Source organism: Mesobacillus zeae (genome assembly GCF_003570705.1).
Lineage (GTDB): Bacteria > Bacillota > Bacilli > Bacillales > Cytobacillaceae > Mesobacillus_C > Mesobacillus_C zeae.
This window is the reverse complement of the sequence record NZ_QWVT01000018.1, coordinates 124,575-148,019: the sequence shown is the minus strand read 5'-3', so window position 1 is coordinate 148,019 and position 23,445 is coordinate 124,575. Positions and strand designations below refer to the sequence as shown.

Genomic DNA, 23,445 nt, shown 5'->3' with positions numbered 1-23,445 from the left:
CCCATTTGTTGCCCTTGTTGGCTACCCATTTGTTTAATTTGTTGCTGGGCTTGGGATATAGCTTGATTGATTTGATTTAATGTTTGATTAGATTGAAGATGCTGTAAGCCTTGATTTAAAGTTTGGATAGCTTGTTGAATAGTTTGTTGTAATTGCTGATCAGATTGTTGCATTTGTTGTTGAGACTGTTGACTAAATTGTTGAAGTTGTTGCATCAATTGATTGGCATGTTGAAGACCTTGCTGATTTTGCTGTCCTTGTTGTTGCTGTCCTTGTGAAGATTGGGACATCTGAGATAAAGCTTGTTGTAAATGTTGCACTTGGTGTTGAATTGCACTTAATTCTTGAGAAATTTCTGTATCCGCTGCCTTACGTGCTACAGCTTCAATTTTCTTTTCTGTTTTCTTGTCCATTTAAAAATCCTCCTTTTGTACCCACATTGTAATAGGAACATTTTTATCATGTACAAAATTTTGTTTTCCATACCCAGTAAAACCTTCGGTTAACCGAAAATAAACCAAAAAGCCGCACGAGTGAATAATTCTAAGTAATTGACCTTTGACCTGTATATGTCAATGATTTATTAATTAAATTTTCTAAAATTTTATTTTAGTTGTAATTTATTGTAAGCTCCCAATAGACCGACAAATACCCCCATTAAATTAGGAGGATATTGAGTTTTCTTTGGAGCCAACTCATAAAAAAATCCGTTCGCTCATTTTGTTTATGAGCGAACGGATTTAGGCTTGAATTTTCATTAGTTTCATTATTACTATTCATACATTATTGACCATTATTTTTCATACAATATTGGTTAAGTTATTGGTTAAGACTTGGCTTTTCGATAAGCATGAATGGTAAATAAATATTAAACTGCTCTATAATATGGTAAACCAAATATTATATACTCCCCATCTATCTTTTTCAGGCTCTATTTCCGTTGTAAATTTAACTTTGTCTTCTACTTGCCAAATAACACCTGCTCTTGTTCCAACAGGCCCCTTGTATAAAACCGTCGCCGTAAGTAGTACCGTCTTCAGTATCATAATCAAAGTGATCACTAATTTCTCCATACACGAAGCCATCTTTTGAAGTTTCCTCAAATAATTCATATCCATCATAAGGATTACTCATTTTTTCCTCCCTTAAAGCTATTTACTAGTTAATTTTAATAAACGATTTATAATGATCACAAAGGTGTAAAGATGACATTTTTATGCTTTAAGAAACAAAAATAAAAAATCCACCAATACAATATGTATGGTGGAGACGGTGGGAGTCGAACCCACGTCCAGAAGCATCGGCACTTAAGCATCTACGAGTGTAGTCGACATATTCGCATTTCGCTGATCCTTATGCCTATCGACAGGCGTCCGGCCAGCTAGCCTGGTTGTTCTCTTCCTTCATCCTCAGACGGTGGAATCCGGCGTAGCCCACTAAATTTGAGTCCGCTACCCTACCACATGGGCTATGGAGGGGCGAACCGCTAAAGTGCTATTAAGCAGCTAGAGCGAAAGAGTTTTGTTGTTTGCCAGTTATAGGCTTTGACGTTTTAACGAGGCCGATCCCCTCGACTCGCAACCTAAGCTCGAACTACCCCTGTCGAATCCGTAACGTCCCCATATAGTATGGTATAAACAGGCGTTAGGAAACTCGGAATGTCCCGAGCAAAAGCTGTTTGCCACTGATGTGACAATTATTATTATATCACATCTGACATGGTTTTCAACTGGTAACACTTGCTGTAATCCAGCCGGCGAATGCGGCGGCGGAGCATGATTACATTTTTTGCCGGTCGCGGAATGCACGCTCGATATCGCGTTTTGCTTCTTTCTTTTTCAGGTCTTCACGCTTATCGTACTTCTTTTTCCCTCTTGCAAGGCCAAGCAGAATTTTCGCATAGCCATCCTTCATGAAAAGCTTCAATGGGACAAGTGCAAAGCCCGTTTCCTTTGTTTCGCCGATCAGCTTTGCGATCTCCCGCTTATGAAGGAGAAGTTTCCTGGTCCGCAAAGGATCATGGTTGTAGCGGTTGCCCTGTTCATATGGACTGATATGCATGCTGTAAAGCCATACTTCCCCATTCTGGATGCGGGCATAGGAATCTTTCAGGTTGGCCCTGCCTGCCCTGATTGCTTTGATTTCTGTTCCCTGCAGGACGATTCCTGTTTCGTATGTGTCTTCAATAAAATAATCATGGTAGGCCTTTTTATTTTGGGCGACCGTCTTTCCAGCGCCTTTTGGCATGAATCTCCCCTACTTTCTCTCTACTGTCTCTCTATTTTAGCAAAAACGAGGGCCCCGCAAAAGTGCAAGATGGCGGGCGCTTTAATGCACTGCCGTGGTGGGGGTCAGGCACCCTTTACTGAGGTAAAGGGTGCCTGACCCCCACTGCTTTAGTGTGTTAAATAGGGACCTAGCGTTTTTTTCGCTTGGCTTTTGGAGCGTTTTCAAAGAACTTCTTGTTTCGCCCCTTGCCTGCCTTGCCTGGCGCTTTTCCATTTTCCTTTGGTGACTCTCCGTTGTTACGCCCTTCGCTGCCTCTGCGCGGCTTCTTTTCCGTACTTCCTGTTTTGAAGACGCGAGGCGTTGAAGGCCGCTCACGGCGGGTGCCTTTCATGCCGACGATTTCAAAGTCGATGGAGCGCTCATCCTTGTTCACGTTGATCACACGCACCGTAATTTCATCGCCAATACGGAAAACATTCCCCGTCCGCTCACCAATCATTGCGAAGTGACGATCATCAAAACGATAATAGTCATCCGTCATGTAACTGACATGGACAAGCCCTTCAATCGTGTTTGGCAGTTCGACAAACATTCCGAAGTTCGTTACCGAACTGATCATGCCGTCATACTCTTCGCCAATCTTGTCTTCCATGTACTCGGCTTTCTTCAGTTCATCCGTTTCCCGCTCGGCTTCAACAGCTCTGCGTTCCATGTCCGAGGAATGCTTCGCGATTTCTGAAAGCATGCTGTTCCATCTCTCCCGTGTCGCGTTGTCAATCTTCCCTTCAATGAGATACGTGCGGATCAGCCTGTGGACAATCAAGTCCGGGTAGCGGCGAATCGGTGAAGTGAAGTGGGTATAATAGTCAGTCGACAGCCCGAAGTGACCAAGGCTTTCTTCGAAATACTTCGCCTGCTGCATCGATCGCAGCATGACAGTTGAAACCACCATTTCTTCTGGCTTGCCCTGTACCTCTTCAATAATCTCCTGCAATGCCCGAGGGTGAACGGAGTTCGCTGTTCCTTTGACAATATAGCCAAAATTGGTAATGAATTCAAAGAATCTCCGCAGCTTGTCCTCTTTTGGGTCCTCATGAATCCGGTAAATGAACGGTACTTCCATCCAATGAAAATGCTCCGCTACTGTTTCATTCGCCGCAAGCATGAATTCCTCAATCAGCTTCTCTGCAACAGAACGCTCACGAATAACGACATCGGCCGGTTTTCCATCTTCATCAACAATCACTTTCGACTCTTTGAAATCAAAGTCGATGGCGCCTCGCTTCATCCTCTTTTCGCGGAGAACCGCAGCCAATTCTTCCATCAATTCGAACATTGGAACGAGCGGCTCGTATTTCCCGAGCAGTTCTTCATCCTTATCGACAAGGATTTTGTTCACATCATAGTAAGTCATCCGCTCGGTTGTCTTGATGACGCTTTGGTAGATCTCATGGTCCACAACTTCGCCATCCTGGGTGATTTCCATATTACAGCTAAGTGTTAGCCTGTCGACCTTTGGATTCAATGAACAGATGCCATTAGACAGCCTGTGTGGAATCATCGGGATAACCCTGTCGACCAAATATACGCTAGTGCCCCGCTCCTCTGCCTCTGCATCGATTGCCGAGCCTTCGCGGACATAGTAAGTTACATCGGCAATATGGACGCCAAGTTTATAGTTGCCATTCTCAAGCTTAGTGACGGTAACCGCATCATCAAGGTCCTTCGCATCCGCACCATCAATCGTGACAATCGTTTCGTTTCGCAGATCGCGGCGATTAGCAAGTTCACTTTCGTCGATGCTGTCAGGCGTCGAGTTGGCCTGGTTGAGAACTTCAGCAGGGAATTCCTGTGGAAGTCCGTGCTTGTGGATAACGGACAGGATATCAACACCTGGATCATTCTTGTGGCCAAGGATGGCAACAACTTCCCCTTCGGCACTTTTCCGTCCTTCAGGGTAGGATGTCAGCTTTACAACAACCTTATGCCCTTCCACAGCTCCGCCAGATGCCTCTTTCGGTATAAAAATATCACTTGTCAGCTTCTTGTCATCCGGGATGACAAATCCAAAGTGCCGGCTTTCCGTATAAGTCCCGACAACCTGTTGAACGCCGCGCTCAAGAATCCTGATAATCGTTCCTTCGCGACGCTGTCCAGCCGATTCCGGTGAAACCCGTGCAAGGACGATGTCCCCGTGCATGGCATTGTTTGTCTCATTTGGCGGAATGAAAATATCATCCACACCCTGCTCCTCAGGTATGACAAAAGCAAAGCCCTTCGCATGACCTGTCAGCTTTCCGCGGACAAGATTCATTTTTCCCGGAAGTCCATAGCGATTGCTTCTAGTCCTGACAACAATCCCTTTTTCCTCCATAGCGACAAGCGCCTTGACGAAATCCTTGAACACTGCGGAATCATCTATGCCCAAAGCCTGCTCCAGCTCCTGGACGGTCAATGGTTTATATGCTTCATCTTTCATGTAATGAAGCAATCTGTCCACATGCTCTTTAATGTTTTCTTCCATATAAATCCCTCCCTTTAGGTAAATTCAGTGGCCAGCCTAGCACACATACTTCTATTCTTTCCAATTTAGCTTTTCTAAAAACGCATAAACATCTTCATGGAGCTGGTCCCGTTCTTTATCAAAAGTAATCGCATGGCCTGACTCCTCATACCACTTGATTTCTTTTTCAATTGATTCAATCTCGTTAAAGATGATATTGGCGCTGTCCGGGTTGATCATATGATCTTGCCGCGCCTGGATAACAAATGCAGGCGCATAGATCATGTCAACATGCTTGCGGACATCGCTGATCAGTCCCTGTAAAGCTTTCAGTGTTGTCATTGGCGTCTTCTTGAAAGCTTCCATCTCTTCCTCAATCTGTTCTTTCGTTTTGCCTTCAAGCCTTTTATATTCCCTGGCGTACTCCAGTACACCTTCGTACATCGTTCCTTCGCTCTTTATGTACATTGGTGCACACATTGTTACGATACCCTTTACCGGAACGGTGTAACCAAGCTTCAGGGAGAAAACGCCGCCTAGCGACAGGCCAGCAACTGCGATTTCCTCGTACCCTTCGTCTTTAAGAAAATTGTACGCTTCACTTACATCCTTCCACCAGTCTTCAGGCCCTGCAAGTACAAGTTCCTCAGGCTCAACCCCATGCCCTTTATAGACAGGGGCATGACATGTGTACCCTTTCCTTTGTAAAAATCGGCCAAGCATCCGGACATCGGCTGAATTCCCGGTAAAACCGTGAAGAAGCAATACGGCCCGTTTGCTAGCTTTAAAAGTGAATGGTTTTGGAACCAGTTTTCTCATTTCAAATAACTCCCTTTGCCTAATAGATATTCTCTGATGATATTCTTCTTTTCCCATCACTTTTAGTTTTAACAAACGTTACGCCAACATGCCAGAAATACGCCTTTAAACCGGCAGAAAGCCCAATAAACAACACAAAAACCCGGCATTCGCTTGAAGCCGGGTCGCAAAACACTCATTGAATTACAGTTTGAAATAAGTTACAGCAATGGTGAGAACAAAAAACAGAACTGAGAGAACTACTGTGATCCTGTGGAGGATCAAGTCGATTCCCCTTGCTTTTTGTTTGCCGAACAATTGCTCGGCGCCGCCAGAAATTGCCCCGGAGAGGCCAGTACTGCGGCTAGATTGCAGCAGGACAACAACAATAAGAGAAATACAGACGATCACTAGCAACGTCACTAAAAAGATATGCATGAGTACACCTCCTGAAAAACCTGCAACTAACAGTATTTTAAATTTATCACATTTTCAGGCAGGGTACAATAGCGGACTTAGCGCTCACAGGTGCTGATGAATAGAAAGGTATATAAAAACCGCCAGTACGTTTCTTTATCGCAATCGGCAGGTTTACGCTGCCCCATTGTATATTTCGGGACTGGTCATTCTAAGTAGTTTCTAGACAGACAAAACCGCCGGCACATCTGCCGGCGGTTTTCATTTTATGAATTATTTTTTCAGGTTGTAGAAAGATTTGATGCCGTTGTACTGGGCTGTTTCACCAAGCTGGTCCTCAATGCGGAGAAGCTGGTTGTATTTTGCTACACGGTCTGTACGGGACGGAGCACCAGTTTTGATTTGGCCTGCATTTGTCGCAACAGCGATGTCAGCGATTGTGCTGTCTTCTGTTTCACCGGAACGGTGGGAGATGACAGCTGTGTAGCCAGCGCGTTTCGCCATTTCGATTGCATCGAAAGTTTCAGTAAGTGTACCGATTTGGTTCACTTTGATCAGGATGGAGTTGCCTACGCCCTGCTCGATACCTTGAGCCAATTTTTTCGTGTTTGTAACAAATAGGTCATCACCAACTAGCTGTACTTTGCCGCCAAGGCGCTCAGTAAGAAGCTTGTGGCCTTCCCAGTCGTTTTCGTCAAGGCCATCTTCGATTGAGATGATTGGGTACTTGGAAGCCATTTCTTCGTACCAGTCAACCATTTCAGCAGATGTTTTCACAACACCTTCACCAGACAAATGGTATTTACCGTCTTCTTTGTTGTAGAACTCGGAAGAAGCAGCATCCATTGCAAGCTTCACTTGCTCGCCTGGTTTGTAGCCTGCTTTTTCAATTGCTGTCACGATTGTTTGAAGAGCTTCTTCGTTAGAACCAAGGTTTGGAGCAAATCCGCCTTCGTCACCAACAGCTGTGTTAAGACCTTTTTCCTTTAGAACGCTCTTCAGGGTGTGGAAGATTTCCGCACCCATGCGAAGCGCTTCACGGAAGTTTTCAGCGCCGACAGGCATTACCATGAATTCCTGGATGTCGACATTGTTGTCAGCATGCTCGCCGCCGTTTACGATGTTCATCATCGGGACTGGAAGCTGCTTAGAGTTGAATCCGCCAAGGTATTGGTACAAAGGAATATCAAGATAGTCTGCGGCAGCATGCGCAACAGCCATTGATACGCCAAGGATTGCGTTCGCACCAAGTTTTCCTTTGTTTTCTGTACCATCCAGACCAATCAAAGCGTGGTCAACGCCAACTTGGTCAAGCACGCTGTACTCTTCGCCAACAATGAATGGAGCGATGACTTCGTTAACGTTTTGAACAGCTGTCAATACACCTTTTCCAAGATAGCGGCTTTTGTCGCCATCGCGAAGCTCAACTGCTTCGTATTCGCCAGTGGAAGCACCGCTTGGGACAAGTGCGCGTCCGAAAGCGCCTGATTCTGTGAAAACTTCTACCTCAACAGTTGGGTTACCGCGGGAATCAAGAACCTCGCGTGCGTATACATCAGTGATAAATGGCATAAATAATCTCTCCTTATTTTTGGATTAATGATTTTCCAGTCATTTCAGCTGGCTGTGCAATTTTTAATAGTTCCAAGAGCGTTGGTGCAAGATCTCCGAGAATGCCGTCTTCACGAAGTTCAACGCCTTCTTTCGTCAATATAACCGGCACTGGGTTGGTTGTATGGGCTGTCATTGGATTACCTTCTAGCGTCAGCACTTCATCAGCATTTCCGTGGTCTGCCGTGATGATCGCCGTACCGCCCTTCGAAACGATAAGGTCAACGATTTTGCCGAGACATTCATCAACTGTTTCAACCGCTTTAATTGTAGGCTCGAGCATGCCCGAGTGGCCCACCATGTCAGGGTTAGCAAAGTTCAGGATGATGGCATCGTGTTTGTCAGCCTGTATTTCCTTAAGCAGTGCGTCTGTCACTTCATACGCGCTCATTTCAGGCTGCAGGTCGTATGTAGCAACCTTAGGTGAATTGATCAGGATCCGGGTTTCCCCTGGAAACTCCTTCTCACGCCCTCCGCTCATAAAGAAAGTGACATGCGGATATTTTTCCGTTTCCGCAATCCGGAGCTGTGTCATATTGTTTTGGGCTATGACTTCGCCAAAAGTATTATCAAGATTCATTGGTTCGAACGCAACATATCCGTCAACCGTTTCGCTAAAGTGTGTCAGACACACAAAGAGCAAGTTTTCAGGATGCTTTGGCCCGCGGTCAAATGACCTGAAGTCTTTATTTGTGAACGTGTTTGAAATCTGGATGGCACGGTCAGGGCGGAAGTTATAAAAAATCACTGCATCGTCATTTTGGACTGTTGCCACAGGAGAACCATCGGGCTTTACAAGCACTGACGGAATGACAAACTCGTCAAAAATTCCGTGTTCGTAATTGTCCTCGACAAGCTCCATCGGGTTCGAGTACGTCGGGCCTTCGCCGTACACCATTGCCCGGTACGATTTCTCTACCCGATCCCAACGTTTGTCGCGGTCCATTGAATAGTATCGCCCAGAAATCGATGCAAATTCGCCGACTCCGATTTCATTCATTTTTTCAAGAGTTTGCTCGATAAAGCCAGGTGCAGTTTTCGGGCCTACATCACGGCCGTCCAGGAACGCATGCACATATACTTTTTCAAGACCTTCACTTGCAGCCAGCTTCAACAGCGCAAACATATGGTTGATATGGCTGTGGACGCCGCCATCAGACAGTAGGCCGAACAAGTGCAGGGCCGTTCCTTTTTCCTTCGCATGGTTAATTGCTTTCAGGAAGGTTTCATTTTTTTCAAATTCGCCTTCACGGATGGAAATGTTCACACGCGTCAGGCTTTGGTAAACAATCCGGCCGGCACCGATGTTCAAATGTCCGACCTCTGAGTTTCCCATCTGCCCTTCCGGAAGGCCGACCGCTTCCCCGCAAGCCGTTAGCTCTGCATGGGGGTAAGCATTCCAGAAACGGTCAAAATTCGGCTTTTTAGCCTGGGAAACAGCATTTCCGAACTGCTCACCACGGCACCCAAAGCCGTCAAGGATAATTAACGCAGTTGGTGATTGTTTACTCATGGATACCTGCCTCCAATAGTTGAAGGAAAGAAGCTGATTCGAGGCTTGCTCCGCCTACAAGCGCGCCATCGATGTCTGGCTGGGACATATATTCTTTAATGTTTCCTGGCTTTACGCTTCCGCCATACTGAATGCGGACGCTATCAGCTGCTTCCTGTGAAAATTGCTCTGCAACCACTTTACGGATCACTGCGCATACTTCATTAGCATCCTCTGCAGTCGAAGATTTCCCAGTGCCGATGGCCCAGATAGGCTCATATGCAATAACTGTTTGTTTTACTTGCTCTTCAGTAAGCCCTTTAAGTGCTTTTCTAATCTGTTCTGCCACAAACTCGTTTGTTTCGCCATTTTCCCGCTGTTCCAGTGTTTCACCACAGCAAACAATCGGAGTCAAATTGTATTTGAATGCGGAGAGGGTCTTTTTATTGACAGACTCATCGCTTTCATTGAACATTTGACGACGTTCCGAGTGGCCGATTATAACGTATTTAACGCCAATATCTTCAAGTGCTTTCGGGCTTGTTTCGCCTGTAAAAGCACCGTTTTCTTCAAAGTGCATATTTTGGGCGCCGATTTCAATATCATGGTTTTTGGCGATTTCGGCAAGCTGGCCCAAAAATAATGCAGGCGCGCAGACAACCGAATCCATTTTGTCTTTCGAAAGGGCAAGGTCTTTCACTTCTTCAAGAAAACTAGTTGCCTCAGGAAGGGTTTTAAACATTTTCCAGTTTCCGGCGATGATTGGCTTTCTCATGCTGGCACTTCCTTTCTCATTTCTTTTGCAAAACCAGGTTCCGAATGGTTCGGAACGTGGGTCCGAAGGTTTCGAAACCCGTTTGTATGACTGGATGTAGCTTTACTTATCGTTAAGGGCGACTACGCCTGGAAGGGCTTTGCCTTCCATGAATTCAAGCGAAGCTCCTCCGCCTGTGGAAATATGGCTCATCTTGTCAGCCAGGTTGAATTTTTCAACCGCAGCTGCTGAGTCGCCGCCGCCAATCACTGAGTATGTATCAGTGCTATCTGCCAGCGCCTTGGCAACAGCTTTTGTTCCCTCTGCAAACTTATCTATTTCAAACACACCCATTGGTCCGTTCCAAATAACAAGCTTGGACTTCATGATGACATCCCGGTAAAGCTCGGCTGTTTTCGGGCCGATATCAAGCGCTTCCCAATCAGAAGGGATTTCTTCAATTGAAACAGTTCTTGAATTTGCATTCTCCGAGAAGTCGTCAGCAATGATTGCATCGACAGGCATATAGAAATTGACGCCTTTTTCTTTTGCTTTTTCCATAAAGGATTTTGCAAGATCAATTTTATCTTTTTCAAGCAGGGATTTTCCGATTTCGTGGCCCTGTGCTTTAATGAAAGTATAGGCAAGTCCGCCGCCGATGATCAAATTGTCCACTTTTTCAAGCAGGTTTTCGATAACACCGATTTTGTCTTTTACCTTAGCTCCTCCAATAATCGCTGTGAAAGGCCGTTCAGGATTGGAAAGTGCTTTTCCAAGAACTTCGAGCTCTTTCTCCATCAAGAATCCTGACACTGCAGGAATATGCTTCGCAATGCCTTCAGTCGAAGCATGCGCACGGTGCGCAGCGCCGAAAGCATCATTCACATAAATGTCTGCAAGTGCTGCGAATTCCTTCGCAAGCTCCGGATCATTTTTCTCTTCGCCAGGGTAAAAGCGGACATTCTCCAGTAAGAGGATATCACCATTGTTCATTGAGGCGATTTCGTTTTTAACAGCATCACCATACGCTTCATCTGTTTTCTTCACATCTTTGCCAATCAGACTTGTAAGACGTTCCGCAACAGCTGTCAAACGCATTTCTTCAACTACTTTGCCTTTCGGGCGTCCTAGGTGGCTGGCCAGAATGACCTTTGCACCCTGTCCGGACAAATAATTGATTGTCGGCAGTGCTGCACGGATTCTTGTTTCATCAGTAACTTGACCATCCTTCATCGGAACGTTAAAGTCAACGCGGCAAAATACACGCTTTCCTTGTACGTCCACATCTTTGACCGTTTTTTTATTCAAGGCAGGGACCTCCTTCAGAAATGGTAATTCCAATTTAAATAGAAAAGGGAGAGGGGATTGGTCCCCGCTCCCCTTTTCATACCATATCATTATATCCGTTCACAGTAGGTTAATCCAATATTTTCCCCGTTTTAAGGGAAGACATTGCAGGGTGACGGTTTTTTCGGTATTACAGGCCTTTTCCAGCGATGTAATCAACTAGGTCAACAACGCGGTTAGAGTAGCCTGACTCGTTGTCATACCAAGAAATAACTTTTACCATAGTGCCTTCCATTACCATTGTGGAAAGCGCGTCGATAGTGGAAGAATCAGGGTTTCCGTTGTAGTCTCCGGATACAAGCGGAAGTTCGCTGTAGCCAAGGATGCCTTTTAGAGCGCCTTCTGAAGCTTCTTTAAGCTTTCCGTTTACTTCTTCAACTGTTACTTCTTTTTCAAGCTCTACAACAAGGTCAACCAATGATACGTTCGGAGTTGGAACGCGCATTGCGCCGCCGTTCAGCTTGCCTTTCAGTTCAGGCAATACAAGGGAAACTGCTTTTGCAGCACCTGTAGTTGTCGGGATGATGTTTTCAGCAGCTGCACGTGCACGGCGGTAATCCTTATGTGGAAGGTCAAGGATTTGCTGGTCATTTGTATAAGAGTGAACTGTTGTCATCATGCCGCGCTTGATTCCGAAATTGTCGTTAAGGACTTTCGCAAATGGTGCAAGGCAGTTTGTTGTGCAAGAAGCGTTTGAAATGACATGGTGGTTAGCCGGGTCATAGCTTTCATGGTTAACGCCCATAACAACTGTGATGTCTTCATCAGAAGCTGGAGCAGAGATGATGACTTTTTTAGCGCCTGCTTCAAGATGCTTCGCTGCATCCGCACGTTTTGTGAAACGTCCAGTTGATTCAATGACAACTTCAACGCCAAGATCTCCCCAGCCAAGCTGTGCAGGATCTCTTTCTGCGATTACTTTCACACGCTTGCCAGCTACGACAAGGTAATCTCCTTCAACACTGACATCTTCCTGTAGTGTGCCGTGTACAGAGTCATATTTTAAAAGATGCGCAAGCATTTTTGCATCTGTCAGATCGTTTACTGCCACTACCTCGATGTTAGGGTTCTTAAGGGCTGCGCGGAAAACCACACGTCCAATACGTCCAAATCCGTTAATTCCAACTTTTACTGCCATGATTTTTTCCTCCTTTTATTCGTGCCTCTTTTAGTGGTTCATTTATATAATGGGCTGTCCGGGAACCGGACTACCCTTGTACCAAATTTCTTGCTGCTCCTTCATCCGTAATCAGGATGGTGGACGCCGGGGCCTGTTTCATATACGATCTGATGGCTTTTGCCTTGGAAAATCCGCCTGCTACGGCGTATACGTGCTGAATCGATTCAAGGTCGTCGAGCTGAAGGCCAATTGTCTGTACTTTGTGGACAATTTCCCCATCCTCGTTGAAGTAATAGCCAAAAGCTTCGGCAACGCCTTTTCCTTTGACGATTTTCTCCATGTCAGCCTCGTTTGTATTCCGCCGTTCTGCCATTGTTATAGCATCACCAATACCATGTAATACCATGCTTGCAGATTTAATTAATCCCAGCACTTCATTTACATAAGGCTCCTGGGTGAAAGATTCGTATATCTGGCTGCTGACCTGGTCGGGTACATAAAAGACTCTGTGCCTGGAACCGGTCCTGTCCGCCATGTTTGCCGAGACGCTGTTAGCCTGGTTCTTCACGTCTTCGCCGACTCCGCCTCTTGCAGGTACAAACAGGAGGTTTTTCTCCCCAAAATCCGCTGGCAGCATTTCGGCTACTGCCGCCATTGTCGATCCGCCAGTCACTGCGATAATATCATGTTCACGGAGAGCATCTTTCATACATGCGGCACATGCATTTCCTAATTCACTTTTCACCCACGGGGATTTATCGCTGTCTCCAGGTACAACCACGACTTTCCTGATGCCCATTTTAGCCTTAAGCTGCGCCTCTAGTCTGCTTATACCCGTTATTTCCCTCATTATTCGTTCGAGGCCGTCGAGAATATCTTTCCCTTCTTCAGTTAGGCTCATTCCCTGTGTGGACATTCGAATGAGATCCTGTTCCTTCAGGAATTCAACTTCGCTCCGCAGCACCCGCTCCGTCAAGCCAAGGCTGCCGGAAAGGCTCCTTCTTCCTACTGGTTGCATTACATTTATGTATTGAAGAATCTGGAACCGTTTTTGCATAACCTCAACTAAATCGGGCATAATTCTTTTTTGAATATCAAGAATGGAATACATGATGATATTCTCCTTTTTATGATGGGATAAAATTAGCTGGTCGCTATATGTCCCGGTTAGACATATTATGTCCCACTCGATGTAAAAAAAAATCACTCCCGCTACAATTTCATTCTAGCAGGAGTGAAACGCGAGTTCAACCAATAAACTCAATGTTTTTTCTTGAAAACGCTTCAATGATGGCATTTTTGTCAACAATGCCCCACTGGATTTCTTCCCCTTCCAGTTCGATGACAGGAATGGAGATTCCATACTTTTCAACAAGGCAATCATCCTTGTCAATATCGACTTCCCATATGTCAAAGTTCCAGCCTTGCTGGAGACCTTGAAGTAAAACCAGGGCATCACTGCATAAATGGCAGCGTTCCCTCATATAAAGCGTAACTGTTCTTTTCATTCCGTTCACCCTGCCTGTGTTTATCTATTCAAACCGTTTCCTTTTCGAGGATGATGCAATCCCTAGCTGCTCCCTGTATTTTGCAACAGTGCGGCGCGACAGGACAATGCCGTCCTGTTCCTTTAAAAGGCTGACGATTTCCTGGTCTGACAACGGGCTTTGTTTATTTTCCCCTTTAATCAGCCGGCCAATCCCCGCTTTAGCCTGGCGGGATGAGGTTTGTTCATGTTCTGTCGTCTTAATGGAGCTGGAGAAGAATGATTTCAACTCAAAAGTACCAAGCGGTGTCTGCATATACTTTTCGCGAACAGCCCTGCTCACAGTTGATTCATGGATGCCCAGTTCATCAGCAACTTCCTTCATTGTCATCGGGTTAAGGCATGATGGACCATGAAAAAAGAAGTTATGCTGTTTTTCCACTATTTTAAGTGAGACTTTCATCAAGGTTTCATTTCGCTGCTCAAGGCTTTTCAAAATCCATTGGTAATCGCTTTGCTTTTCCTGTAAGAACCGCGATACTTCCGCGTCCTGATGTGCAGCCATTTGCTGATAGTAACCCTGGTTGAAGGTTACTTTCGGCACAGTGCCATTGAACAGGCTCACCGTCAAAGCACCATCCTCAATCCTCACCACGACATCTGGGACCACGTAGGCTGCCTTTTCACTTTGAAAAATAGCACCGGGCCTTGGATTAAGAGACTGGACATAGTCGAATGCTTTTTGGATTGCTTTTAAATCCGTTTTCATCAGCTTCGCAAGCATTTTCCATTTTTTCTCAGCGAAAAGGAGAAAGTGCTGTTGGATAATTGCATACGCTAACTCGCTCTCCGGGCAGCAGATTTTTCGTTCAAGCTGGAGAAGCAGACATTCCTGCAATCCCCTTGCCCCGATGCCCGCTGGTTCCATTCCCTGCAGGATCGACAGGCAGCGCTCCACTTCCTCCAGACTAGTATTGTATCTTTTACCGGCTTCCTCGCAGTCTGTTCCCAAGTAACCGTTTTCATCTATAGATTCGATAAACACCTGAATCACTTTACGCTCTAAAGGTGATACAGCCATCATGTTCAGCTGAAACGCTAAATGGTCCTGTAGCGTTTCTGAAGTCTGCCCAATTTGTTCTATCCAATTTTTCTGTCCCTGTCCGCCAGAACTGCCGGAAGCACTGGACTTCCTTTCTCTTCCCAGTCTTGGATCGACCGATTTTATATTCTTATAATCAACCTGAAGCAGGGGATTTTCCACCATTTTATCTTCCAAAAAAGCGGCAAGCTCCTGGGCAGAATACTGCAACAGCGCAATCGCCTGCGAAAGCTCCTGCGTCATCGCCAATTTCAAGGTCTGCTTTTGCCATAACCCGGCCTTTAAATCCATCCCCATCGCCTCCTGCCCTCATTTTACATGATAATGGCCGGAAGCGGAATGAAAAATATCCTGTCAGTTCACAATTCTGACACAAAAACACTTAAAAGGAGGCAGGAGCTCCCTCATTTGTGGAATAAAAGATAAAAATAAAAGCACTTCTCGCGTATTGCGAAAAATGCTTTTATTGTTAGCGCCCTCGGCAGGAATCGAACCCACATCTCAAGAACCGGAATCTTACGTGCTATCCGTTGCACCACGAGGGCATATATTATTATATTGGAAAAGCTGGTTGGTGTTACGTTTACCTATTATAGGTGATAGAGATCGATAATGCAAGCTGTTTTTCAGTTTAAAAACTGGAGGGGTGGGTAAGATGGAAAGACAGTTGTTTTTTGCCAGCTCTTTGTGTCGAAACTTTCCCTGCGCTGGCAAGAGTGATTCGTTTGACCTTTATTGACCATCGGTGTATCATTAACAGTACATAGATTCCCTGGTGTGGGGCGAGTAGCCGCAACCCAGCAAACCTTAGGATTAAAGGAGGAACACAGAATATGAACTTGATTCCTACAGTCATTGAACAGACAAATCGGGGCGAACGCGCTTACGATATTTATTCACGATTGCTAAAAGACCGCATCATCATGCTTGGAAGCGCGATTGACGACCAAGTAGCCAACTCGATCGTTGCACAGCTTCTTTTCCTTGATGCAGAAAACCCAGAGAAAGACATTTCCATCTACATCAACAGCCCAGGCGGAAGCATCACAGCAGGCATGGCGATTTATGATACAATGCAATTTATCAAGCCAAATGTCCAGACAATCTGCATCGGGATGGCTGCATCCATGGGTGCATTCCTGCTTGCAGCTGGTACAAAAGGCAAGCGTTATGCCCTTCCAAACGCAGAAGTTATGATTCATCAGCCACTCGGCGGAGCGCAGGGTCAGGCAACTGAAATCGAAATTGCCGCCAAGCGTATTCTTTTCCTTCGCGACAAGCTGAACAACATCCTTTCTGAACGCACTGGCCAGTCGCTTGAAGTAATTCAGCGCGACACAGAGCGCGATAACTTCATGACTGCAGACCGCGCTAAAGAATATGGCCTCGTTGACCATATCGTGAAACGCAATCCAAATGAAGGAACAAATAAATAAAATTGCAAAAAACTCGCTGCCAGGCAGCGAGTTTTTTTCTATCCGCATTAGTCTTCCTTTGCAACATAGGCAGACAGAGTTGCCAGTGCCTCTGCCTCATCTCTTCCCTCAGCACTCAGTTTCACCGTCGATCCAATACCAACCGCAAGGCTCATGAGGCCCATAATACTTTTTGCATTAACCTTCTTGCCATCCTTCTCAAGGAAGATTTCTGAAGAAAAACGATTAGCTTCCTGAACGAACAATGCCGCCGGACGGGCTTGCAAACCGGTTTTTAGCTTTACTTCCACTTGCTTTTCCACCATGTTTTTTCCTCCTCCACCATCATTATTTGAAATTCCTTTATTTTGGGTTCAGGCTTCGATGTTTTTACAAAGGCTTCTCCAAAGAAAAGCCTGGTATGCTCCAATCTGCCTGGTACATCTTCTGTCAGTGTTTGGCCATATCGCCCGCGCGGAGCTTCTCCGCAATCTCATCGATTTTCCTTAGGCGGTGGTTGATGCCGGATTTGCTGATACTGCCTCCAGATACCATTTCACCCAATTCTTTCAAGGTGACATCCTGGTAATTCACTCGAAGCTCAGCAATTTCCCTAAGCTTATCCGGCAAAATATGTAGCCCGACCGTATCGCGAATGTAGCGGATGTTTTCAACCTGCCTGAGGGCTGCGCCAATCGTTTTGTTCAGATTGGCTGTTTCACAGTTCACCAGCCTGTTGACGGAGTTCCTCATGTCCCGGACAATCCGGATATCTTCAAAACGAAGAAGTGCATTATGTGCTCCAACAATATTTAAAAACTCGGTAATTTTCTCCGCTTCCTTCAAATATGTAATAAAGCCCTTCTTCCGCTCGAGCGTTTTACTATTTAATTCAAATTTATTCATCAGCTCGCACAGTGATTCATTATGCTCCTGATAAAGCGAAAAAATTTCGAGATGATAGGAGGAAGTTTCAGGGTTGTTCACCGAACCGCCTGCAAGAAATGCCCCCCTCAAATAAGAACGCTTACAACATTTCTTCTTGACCAGATCATCTGAAATACGATAGATAAAGGAAAAACCTTCACCGAGAATTTTCAGGTCTTCCAGTATCTCTCTTGCCGAATCCTTAAGACGTACAATGTAGACATTGTTTTTCTTTAGCCGCATCTTTTTGCGGACAAGCAATTCAACCTGCGAATCATAATTCTTTTTAATCAATGTGTAAATCCTTCGGGCAATAGCCGCATTTTCGGTTTGTATGTCAACCACAAGCTCGCGGCTTGAAAAGGAAAGGGAACCATTCATCCGAATAAGCGCAGACATCTCTGCCTTGCTGCAGCAGCCTTTCACATCAAGATTCGTAAGTTCTTTCTTCGTCTCCGAAGCGAAAGACATCTTCACACCTCCAATTATAAAAGCGTATGCGCCCGTTTGGCGCCGTATGGACTGGACAGTCGCCTCGCCTTTTAATGACCGAGATAAAGGAAACACGATGAGCGTTAGCGAATCGATATTGACTTATAACGCTAAGGGCGCGCACGTCCTGTACTTTATCCTATGGTGATGAGCGAAGCCCACTAGGCGCTGGGCACCGGACAGTAAAAAAACAATTATATATTAAGCAACGCGCCCCCTGACAGCAGGGACGCATTTATAGCTGCTTGCAATCATATTCAGTTTATTTCTCTTTCACTTCATGCTTAAGAAGATTATACAGGGTTTTCGCCACCTTGTTTGTGTCATGGCGAATCACATTTCCTTCTTGGATCACAATTTCTTCCTCAACGATTTCAACGCCAAGCTGGTGAAGCCGTTCACGGTCAAATCGGACAGGCTGTGCAAGTTCCTCCTTGTAGCGCAGCTCTACATCCTCTGGTATTGCTTCGCTATTAACAAGGACTGTATCGAGAAATGAGCAGCCCATATGGTCATAAATGGCCTTAATATGGTCGCTCGCGGTATAATCGAGCGTTTCACCCGCCTGGGTCATGAGATTGCAAATATATACTGTTTTTGCTTTTGCCGCGCACACTTCCCTGCCGATCTTTTCCACTAGCAAGTTCGGCAGAATACTGGTAAACAGGCTTCCAGGACCGATAACGATCAAATCCGCTGCCCTTATTTCATCAATTGTTTCAGGAAGCGGGCGAACATTTCCCGGATTTAGAAACACCCGTTTTATTTTTTTACCCGAGTAGGGAATTTTGCTTTCGCCGCGGACGACCGTGCCATCCTCCATCTCGGCATTAAGGACCACGCTCCGGTTCGCAGCCGGCAGGACCTTGCCTTTAACATTAAGCACCCTGCTCATTTCCTGGATTGCATGTGAAAAGTTGCCGGTAATCGAAGTCATCGCGGCAAGAATCAAGTTTCCGAGCGAGTGTCCGGAAAGCTCATTCGAGGTTTTAAAGCGGTGTTGGAACATTTCTTCAACGAGCGGTTCAACATCCGACAACGCAGCGAGTACATTACGGATATCACCGGGCGGAGGGACAGACATATCATCCCTCAATCGTCCTGAGCTTCCACCGTCATCGGCTACCGTGACGATTGCCGTAATATCGACAGGGTAACTTTTTAGGCCCCTAAGCAAAACAGGCAGCCCGGTGCCGCCGCCAATGATGACGATTCTTGGCTGACTACTGGTTCTCATGTTGTCTTTTCCTTCCTCTTTTCAATGTCGCGATGCGTCACCCTTGTTTTATACTCTTTTTCAAAGTAATGGGCGATATATTCCGCAAGCGCCACCGATCGATGCTGTCCGCCTGTACATCCGATTGCGACCACAAGCTGCGACTTGCCTTCACGTTTGTAATGCGGGAGCATGAAACCAAGCAAATCTGTCACTTTTTCAAGAAACTTATGCGTTTCGTTCCATTTCAGCACGTAGGTTGAAACTTCCTCATCAAGCCCCGTCTTTGGCCGCATATGGTCAATATAATGAGGATTCGGCAGGAATCTGACATCAAATACAAGATCTGCATCGATTGGAAGGCCATGCTTAAAGCCAAATGACATGACATTCACTGTAAAAATCGCCTTGCCATCAGCCGCGAAATCCTCGAGGATTTTTTCGCGCAGTTCTTTTGGCTTGATTGCAGACGTGTTGTATATAATCTGAGCTCTGCCCTTCAGTTCTTCAAGAAGATTACGCTCAAGCTTAATGCCTTCCAGAGGCAATCCAGACGGAGCCAGTGGGTGAGAACGCCTCGTTTCCTTGTAACGCCTTACAAGCGCCGCATCGTCGGCATCCAAAAACAGGATTTTTGGTGTCACCCATGATGTCTCCCCAAGGTCATCGAGCGCCCTGAACAGTGAATCAAAGAACTCCCTGCCGCGTAAGTCCATTACAAGGGCAACTTTATTCATTTTATTGCCGGATTCCTTCATCAATTCAAGAAATTTCGGAAGCAGGGTTGGAGGCAGGTTATCAACACAGAAAAACCCAAGGTCCTCGAAACTTTGAATAGCAACTGTTTTCCCCGCCCCCGACATTCCTGTAATAATAACAATCTGGGTATCGGTTGTTGAGCCGGTCGTCATACTTTACCCCCCAATTCTGCATTTTATATAGAAACTTTTATTGTAAAACAGGACACTTCCTGTCCAGTTTTAGTTCGGATCAAGCCGGTATTGAATCAGTTCAAAATCTGGTGTATAGGTAAATGCTCCGTAAATGATTCCTTTCCCCTGCACCATATAATCGAGGATATGAGAATCACCTGCAGCCATCGGAAGATTCTTGATGTCTTGAACATCTTGCCACTGAAGCGTCCCTTCATCTGATTGCTCAAGATGGACTCCCGTTGATTCGGTGGCAAAAAAAGTGAACATCATCCATTCCGAGACCACCTGGTCCCCGTCTTTGATGACAAACGTAAAAATCCCCTTGATTTTGGGATTCAGCAAATAAATCCCTGTCTCTTCACGGAATTCCCGGATACATGAATCCTTCGCTGTCTCACCGGATTCCATTTTGCCGCCTGGGGCAACCCACCATCCTCTGCGGGGCTTTTGCAGCAAAAGGACCTTATTATCTCTGATTAGTACACAATTTGTCACGCGCTGCATGGCATTCACCTACAATTTTATTTACTTTGTGAAAAAACAGCCTTGCATTCCATGACATGTGACACGGTAAGGCACATGGACAAAGAACGGGCTGCCTGATCTCTCATTCTTTTTATTATACTATTTTTAGAAATCACTCTCAATGAATTGAAAAATGATATTTTTGTAAAGGTACAAATTGGCTCCCAAACTGTTTTGGCAGCCTTGTTATACTCAATTGGTGAAACCTGTACTATACTGAAAATAAAAAAAAGAGCACAGGAGAACCTGTGCTGTAAAAGGATTATATTTTCAAAAGGGGGTCAATTTCAACTCCTATAATACCTGAAGATTATTTCACTACTGTTACAGAAGAATTAATAAACCGTTACTTTTGAATTTTTTCAACTAAAGGATCTTACCGCTCTGTAAAATTAGGCCTTAGCCTTCAGCTCTTCCTTCAGTTCCTCAACAAAGTGCTGGGCATTTTGAGCAGCAATACTGCCGTCGCCAGTCGCAGTAACGATTTGGCGCAGTGTCTTTTCACGGATATCGCCAGCAGCGAAAATTCCAGGCACTTTCGTTTCCATCAGTTCATTTGTTACGATGTAGCCATTGCTGTTGGTGATGCCAAGGCTTTCAAACGGCTTTGTCAGGGGCACCATTCCGATGTAAATGAATACGCCGTCTGTATCGATTTCGGTTTCTTTCCCATCCTTCGTCGACACCAGCGTGATGCTGCCTACCTTGCCGTCTTTTCCGTTGATTTCTTTGACCGTATGACTCCAGATGAAATCAATTTTTTCATTGGCAAAAGCGCGGTCCTGAAGAATTTTTTGGGCACGCAGCTCGTCGCGGCGATGAACGATTGTTACTTTCGATGCAAAGCGGGTCAAATACACGCCTTCTTCAACAGCGGAATCTCCGCCGCCGATAACGAAGAGTTCTTTTCCTTTAAAAAATGCTCCGTCGCATACCGCGCAATAGGATACGCCCCGGCCGCCAAGTTCTTTTTCACCTGGTACGCCAATCTTCTTGTATTCCGCACCGGCAGAAAGGATGATAGCACGTGCCTTGTATTCCTTGGAACCTGCCACAACGGTTTTATACTCTTTGCCGTCGATGACTTCTTTAACATCCCCATAAGCATATTCGGCACCGAATTTCTTCGCATGGTCGAACATTTTTGTAGAGAGCTCCGGTCCGAGAATATGGTCAAAACCAGGATAGTTTTCGACCTCTTCTGTATTGGCCATCTGGCCGCCCGGAACGCCCCGTTCAATCATTAGCGTCGATAAATTCGCCCTTGATGTATACACAGCAGCCGTCATTCCTGCCGGCCCTGCACCAATGATGATGACATCATAAATTTTTTCTTCCGACATGGTGTCCACTCCTTTGACCTTACATTTCGGATTGATACTTATACACTAATAAGTATTTCCTGTCTATATCTATCCTATAAAAAATAAGGCCTGTACGTCCAAGAATGTGCCTGATAAAACACACAAAGGCCAGTACTAACGGAGAAAACCATTCACCATTCTGACATATTTGCTTAGAGTCGATACCGAAATCTCATATTTCTGGGCGACAGCCTGTTTTGTTGACTTATCATCACGGAGCCTGCCCCAAACATAATCAACTGCTGCTGCCCACGCCTTCTTATTCTTGAGGCTGCGGCCTTCATTGACAGCTTCCTGAAAAACAGCAAACCAGATCAGGTAGACACCCGCCTTATCGTGGTTGATCGGCTGGTGGAATTCGTAAAGCTGCAGTGCCGTTTCATGGGCGCCAAGCACTTCTTCCATTCCAGGCTTCCTGTTCCCCGACTCGACATAATGCAAGTATTGTTTTTCAAGGCTGGACATACTGCTGCCGATTTTTTCGGAGGAAAGCACTTCTTCCTTTTTCGCTGACACTGATGCAAGGAAAAGCGCAAACAGCCGTTCTTCTGGATATTCGCTATCAAGCCTGTTGATGATGGAAGACACCTGGTGATCTAGGCTCTGTCCATGATTTCTCTCGCTCCAAGGCTCATGACCTTCCCTTTCAGGGTTGAGCTCAAGCACTTTTTTCCAGTAAGTCCTTGATGCCTGCTCCCTCCCTGTGTGGAAAGCGGAGTAGGACAGCCAGTAATAAAAAGCGCCGTCGCCTTCATGGCCAAACCTTTGAAGCCGCTTCAGCCATTTGTATCCATGCTCCCATTCGCCAATCAAGGAGAAAGTTGCACCCAGCTTAAACTGCTGCTCCCCTGTAAGAGGATGGATTTTAGATAGCGTCGTTGTCAGCCGCTCCATTTTTTCCGGCTCATTCCTGTAAAAAGCAAAGACAAGCTTGTTGCAAAGAGCATGCAGATTGCCCGGGTTCATCTCAAGCACCTGCTCAAGTATCCCATCTGCTTTCTCCGTTTCGCCAAGGTAAAAATAAGCCAGCGCCAAATTGTTGTAGGCAGACCAGTACTCCGGAAATTCCTTGATCAAGTCCTCGAAGACCTCCACAGCTTTCAGAAATTCGCCCGCTTCAAGCAGTCTTCTTGCTTCATCCTGCTTGACGATAAGCTCATCTTCTTCGAACAGATCTTCGTCAAACTCATCCGCTTCAAGTGTGATGAGTTCAAGCAAATCCTCGGCATCATCTGCAAACTCGCCGTCCGGATTAAATTTCAAATAGAGATTAGCCTGGTTGTATGCATCTTTAAATAAGCCCATGTGAGCATAGTTATTAGATAAAAAATAATGGCATTCCGTCATTTCTTCATCATATTCTTCGAGGATCAACCGCAATAGACGTATGGACTGCTGATAGTCGCCGAGTTCGGTATTGACGATTGCCAGTTGACAGACAATCATCGGTTCTCCCGGCTCAAGATCCATCGCACGGGAAAAATACTTATGCGCCCGCTGCAAATCCCGTCGATTATACGCCTTGATCCCCTTAGCAAAATAATATTCGCCCGTGGGAACAAATGACAGTAATTGCCCAGTTTGTTTAATTGCTTTAAAGTCTTTTCCCATCGAATCCTCCAGAAATGGTTTTTAACTAATGTATTATACCACACGGTGGCTGTAAGGGAGAAGTAGGGAAATTTCTAGGAGGGGGTAGATTGCTTGTTTTC

22 protein-coding genes, 1 tRNA gene and 1 other RNA gene are annotated in these 23,445 nt (G+C 45.6%); 1 reads left to right on the top strand and 23 read right to left on the bottom strand.

Translation table 11 applies throughout. From position 1 onward, the window contains the following. From D1970_RS11665 to D1970_RS11590, 16 genes are all read right to left on the bottom strand, one after another. The coding region (locus tag D1970_RS11665; RefSeq protein WP_182478595.1) for a hypothetical protein at positions 1 to 413 on the bottom strand (413 nt) is incomplete at its 3' end. A gap of 535 nt (positions 414 to 948) precedes the next feature. Further along, the gene (locus D1970_RS11660; protein ID WP_142921015.1) at positions 949 to 1,134 is read right to left on the bottom strand and encodes a hypothetical protein; all 186 of its coding nucleotides are present in this window, start codon (positions 1,132 to 1,134) and stop codon (positions 949 to 951) included. Between the two features lie 127 nt (positions 1,135 to 1,261). Next, positions 1,262 to 1,621: a transfer-messenger RNA gene (gene ssrA, locus D1970_RS11655) on the bottom strand. A 158-nt stretch (positions 1,622 to 1,779) separates the two neighbouring features. Next, positions 1,780 to 2,247: an SsrA-binding protein SmpB gene (gene smpB / locus D1970_RS11650; protein ID WP_119113036.1), complete on the bottom strand. Its 468-nt coding sequence runs from the start codon at positions 2,245 to 2,247 to the stop codon at positions 1,780 to 1,782. A 169-nt stretch (positions 2,248 to 2,416) separates the two neighbouring features. Continuing rightward, positions 2,417 to 4,753, bottom strand: coding sequence for a ribonuclease R (gene rnr / locus D1970_RS11645; protein WP_119113035.1), 2,337 nt, complete (start codon positions 4,751 to 4,753; stop codon positions 2,417 to 2,419). Positions 4,754 to 4,804: 51 nt separating this feature from the next. Next, entirely contained in the window at positions 4,805 to 5,551 is a 747-nt protein-coding gene (locus D1970_RS11640) for an alpha/beta hydrolase (protein WP_119113034.1), read from the bottom strand. Positions 5,552 to 5,734: 183 nt separating this feature from the next. After that, positions 5,735 to 5,968: a preprotein translocase subunit SecG gene (secG, locus tag D1970_RS11635; protein WP_119113033.1), complete on the bottom strand. Its 234-nt coding sequence runs from the start codon at positions 5,966 to 5,968 to the stop codon at positions 5,735 to 5,737. 252 nt (positions 5,969 to 6,220) lie between these two features. Then, positions 6,221 to 7,519, bottom strand: coding sequence for a phosphopyruvate hydratase (gene eno / locus D1970_RS11630; RefSeq protein WP_119113032.1), 1,299 nt, complete (start codon positions 7,517 to 7,519; stop codon positions 6,221 to 6,223). Positions 7,520 to 7,532: 13 nt separating this feature from the next. Beyond that, complete coding sequence (gene gpmI, locus D1970_RS11625) at positions 7,533 to 9,071, bottom strand: 2,3-bisphosphoglycerate-independent phosphoglycerate mutase (protein ID WP_119113031.1); 1,539 nt, start codon at positions 9,069 to 9,071, stop codon at positions 7,533 to 7,535. Further along, entirely contained in the window at positions 9,064 to 9,825 is a 762-nt protein-coding gene (tpiA, locus tag D1970_RS11620) for a triose-phosphate isomerase (protein ID WP_119113030.1), read from the bottom strand. The genes gpmI and tpiA overlap by 8 nt, the downstream gene beginning before the upstream one ends. Before the next feature lie 102 nt (positions 9,826 to 9,927). Next, a complete protein-coding gene (locus D1970_RS11615; protein ID WP_119113029.1) occupies positions 9,928 to 11,112 on the bottom strand; it encodes a phosphoglycerate kinase in 1,185 nt (394 codons plus the stop codon). A 169-nt stretch (positions 11,113 to 11,281) separates the two neighbouring features. Next, positions 11,282 to 12,289 (bottom strand): type I glyceraldehyde-3-phosphate dehydrogenase, encoded by a 1,008-nt coding sequence (gap, locus tag D1970_RS11610; RefSeq protein ID WP_119113028.1) that lies wholly within the window; start codon positions 12,287 to 12,289, stop codon positions 11,282 to 11,284. A gap of 70 nt (positions 12,290 to 12,359) precedes the next feature. Further along, positions 12,360 to 13,382 (bottom strand): sugar-binding transcriptional regulator, encoded by a 1,023-nt coding sequence (locus tag D1970_RS11605; RefSeq protein WP_119113027.1) that lies wholly within the window; start codon positions 13,380 to 13,382, stop codon positions 12,360 to 12,362. 136 nt (positions 13,383 to 13,518) lie between these two features. Continuing rightward, complete coding sequence (locus D1970_RS11600; protein ID WP_246370197.1) at positions 13,519 to 13,779, bottom strand: glutaredoxin family protein; 261 nt, start codon at positions 13,777 to 13,779, stop codon at positions 13,519 to 13,521. Between the two features lie 24 nt (positions 13,780 to 13,803). After that, positions 13,804 to 15,150: an RNA polymerase factor sigma-54 gene (gene rpoN / locus D1970_RS11595; protein WP_119113026.1), complete on the bottom strand. Its 1,347-nt coding sequence runs from the start codon at positions 15,148 to 15,150 to the stop codon at positions 13,804 to 13,806. A 182-nt stretch (positions 15,151 to 15,332) separates the two neighbouring features. After that, positions 15,333 to 15,404 (bottom strand) — tRNA-Arg (locus tag D1970_RS11590). A gap of 288 nt (positions 15,405 to 15,692) precedes the next feature. Between D1970_RS11590 and clpP the strand changes: the two genes are divergently transcribed. After that, positions 15,693 to 16,295, top strand: a complete 603-nt coding sequence (gene clpP / locus D1970_RS11585) for an ATP-dependent Clp endopeptidase proteolytic subunit ClpP (protein ID WP_119113025.1) — start codon at positions 15,693 to 15,695, stop codon at positions 16,293 to 16,295. Positions 16,296 to 16,342: 47 nt separating this feature from the next. Here the strand turns inward: clpP and D1970_RS11580 are convergent, their stop codons facing one another. The 7 genes from D1970_RS11580 to D1970_RS11550 form a co-directional block, all read right to left on the bottom strand. Further along, entirely contained in the window at positions 16,343 to 16,600 is a 258-nt protein-coding gene (locus D1970_RS11580) for an HPr family phosphocarrier protein (RefSeq protein ID WP_119113024.1), read from the bottom strand. Positions 16,601 to 16,724: 124 nt separating this feature from the next. Further along, a complete protein-coding gene (gene whiA, locus D1970_RS11575) occupies positions 16,725 to 17,672 on the bottom strand; it encodes a DNA-binding protein WhiA (RefSeq protein WP_119113023.1) in 948 nt (315 codons plus the stop codon). A 283-nt stretch (positions 17,673 to 17,955) separates the two neighbouring features. Further along, a complete protein-coding gene (gene mgfK, locus D1970_RS11570; RefSeq protein ID WP_119113022.1) occupies positions 17,956 to 18,930 on the bottom strand; it encodes a gluconeogenesis morphogenetic factor MgfK in 975 nt (324 codons plus the stop codon). Beyond that, on the bottom strand, positions 18,927 to 19,820 hold the full coding sequence (gene rapZ / locus D1970_RS11565; RefSeq protein ID WP_119113021.1) for an RNase adapter RapZ: 894 nt from the start codon (positions 19,818 to 19,820) through the stop codon (positions 18,927 to 18,929). The genes mgfK and rapZ overlap by 4 nt, the downstream gene beginning before the upstream one ends. Positions 19,821 to 19,889: 69 nt before the next feature. Next, a complete protein-coding gene (locus D1970_RS11560) occupies positions 19,890 to 20,348 on the bottom strand; it encodes an NUDIX hydrolase (RefSeq protein ID WP_119113020.1) in 459 nt (152 codons plus the stop codon). Between the two features lie 413 nt (positions 20,349 to 20,761). Then, entirely contained in the window at positions 20,762 to 21,712 is a 951-nt protein-coding gene (gene trxB, locus D1970_RS11555) for a thioredoxin-disulfide reductase (RefSeq protein WP_119113019.1), read from the bottom strand. 135 nt (positions 21,713 to 21,847) lie between these two features. Further along, positions 21,848 to 23,344, bottom strand: coding sequence for a tetratricopeptide repeat protein (locus D1970_RS11550; RefSeq protein ID WP_119113018.1), 1,497 nt, complete (start codon positions 23,342 to 23,344; stop codon positions 21,848 to 21,850). Positions 23,345 to 23,445 lie beyond the last annotated feature (101 nt).

Bases quoted from the DNA above. Each gene is read 5' to 3' on its own strand.
- D1970_RS11550 (WP_119113018.1), bottom strand. From the start codon at position 23,344: ATGGGAAAAGACTTTAAAGCAATTAAACAAACTGGGCAATTACTGTCA.
- gap (WP_119113028.1), bottom strand. From the start codon at position 12,289: ATGGCAGTAAAAGTTGGAATTAACGGATTTGGACGTATTGGACGTGTG.
- D1970_RS11600 (WP_246370197.1), bottom strand. From the start codon at position 13,779: ATGAAAAGAACAGTTACGCTTTATATGAGGGAACGCTGCCATTTATGC.
- rnr (WP_119113035.1), bottom strand. From the start codon at position 4,753: ATGGAAGAAAACATTAAAGAGCATGTGGACAGATTGCTTCATTACATG.
- secG (WP_119113033.1), bottom strand. From the start codon at position 5,968: ATGCATATCTTTTTAGTGACGTTGCTAGTGATCGTCTGTATTTCTCTT.
- tpiA (WP_119113030.1), bottom strand. From the start codon at position 9,825: ATGAGAAAGCCAATCATCGCCGGAAACTGGAAAATGTTTAAAACCCTT.
- whiA (WP_119113023.1), bottom strand. From the start codon at position 17,672: ATGTCTTTCGCTTCGGAGACGAAGAAAGAACTTACGAATCTTGATGTG.
- trxB (WP_119113019.1), bottom strand. From the start codon at position 21,712: ATGTCGGAAGAAAAAATTTATGATGTCATCATCATTGGTGCAGGGCCG.
- D1970_RS11640 (WP_119113034.1), bottom strand. From the start codon at position 5,551: ATGAGAAAACTGGTTCCAAAACCATTCACTTTTAAAGCTAGCAAACGG.
- D1970_RS11660 (WP_142921015.1), bottom strand. From the start codon at position 1,134: ATGAGTAATCCTTATGATGGATATGAATTATTTGAGGAAACTTCAAAA.
- D1970_RS11605 (WP_119113027.1), bottom strand. From the start codon at position 13,382: ATGTATTCCATTCTTGATATTCAAAAAAGAATTATGCCCGATTTAGTT.
- rapZ (WP_119113021.1), bottom strand. From the start codon at position 19,820: ATGACGACCGGCTCAACAACCGATACCCAGATTGTTATTATTACAGGA.
- eno (WP_119113032.1), bottom strand. From the start codon at position 7,519: ATGCCATTTATCACTGATGTATACGCACGCGAGGTTCTTGATTCCCGC.
- mgfK (WP_119113022.1), bottom strand. From the start codon at position 18,930: ATGAGAACCAGTAGTCAGCCAAGAATCGTCATCATTGGCGGCGGCACC.
- D1970_RS11560 (WP_119113020.1), bottom strand. From the start codon at position 20,348: ATGCAGCGCGTGACAAATTGTGTACTAATCAGAGATAATAAGGTCCTT.
- D1970_RS11580 (WP_119113024.1), bottom strand. From the start codon at position 16,600: ATGGTGGAAAAGCAAGTGGAAGTAAAGCTAAAAACCGGTTTGCAAGCC.
- smpB (WP_119113036.1), bottom strand. From the start codon at position 2,247: ATGCCAAAAGGCGCTGGAAAGACGGTCGCCCAAAATAAAAAGGCCTAC.
- rpoN (WP_119113026.1), bottom strand. From the start codon at position 15,150: ATGGATTTAAAGGCCGGGTTATGGCAAAAGCAGACCTTGAAATTGGCG.
- gpmI (WP_119113031.1), bottom strand. From the start codon at position 9,071: ATGAGTAAACAATCACCAACTGCGTTAATTATCCTTGACGGCTTTGGG.
- clpP (WP_119113025.1), top strand. From the start codon at position 15,693: ATGAACTTGATTCCTACAGTCATTGAACAGACAAATCGGGGCGAACGC.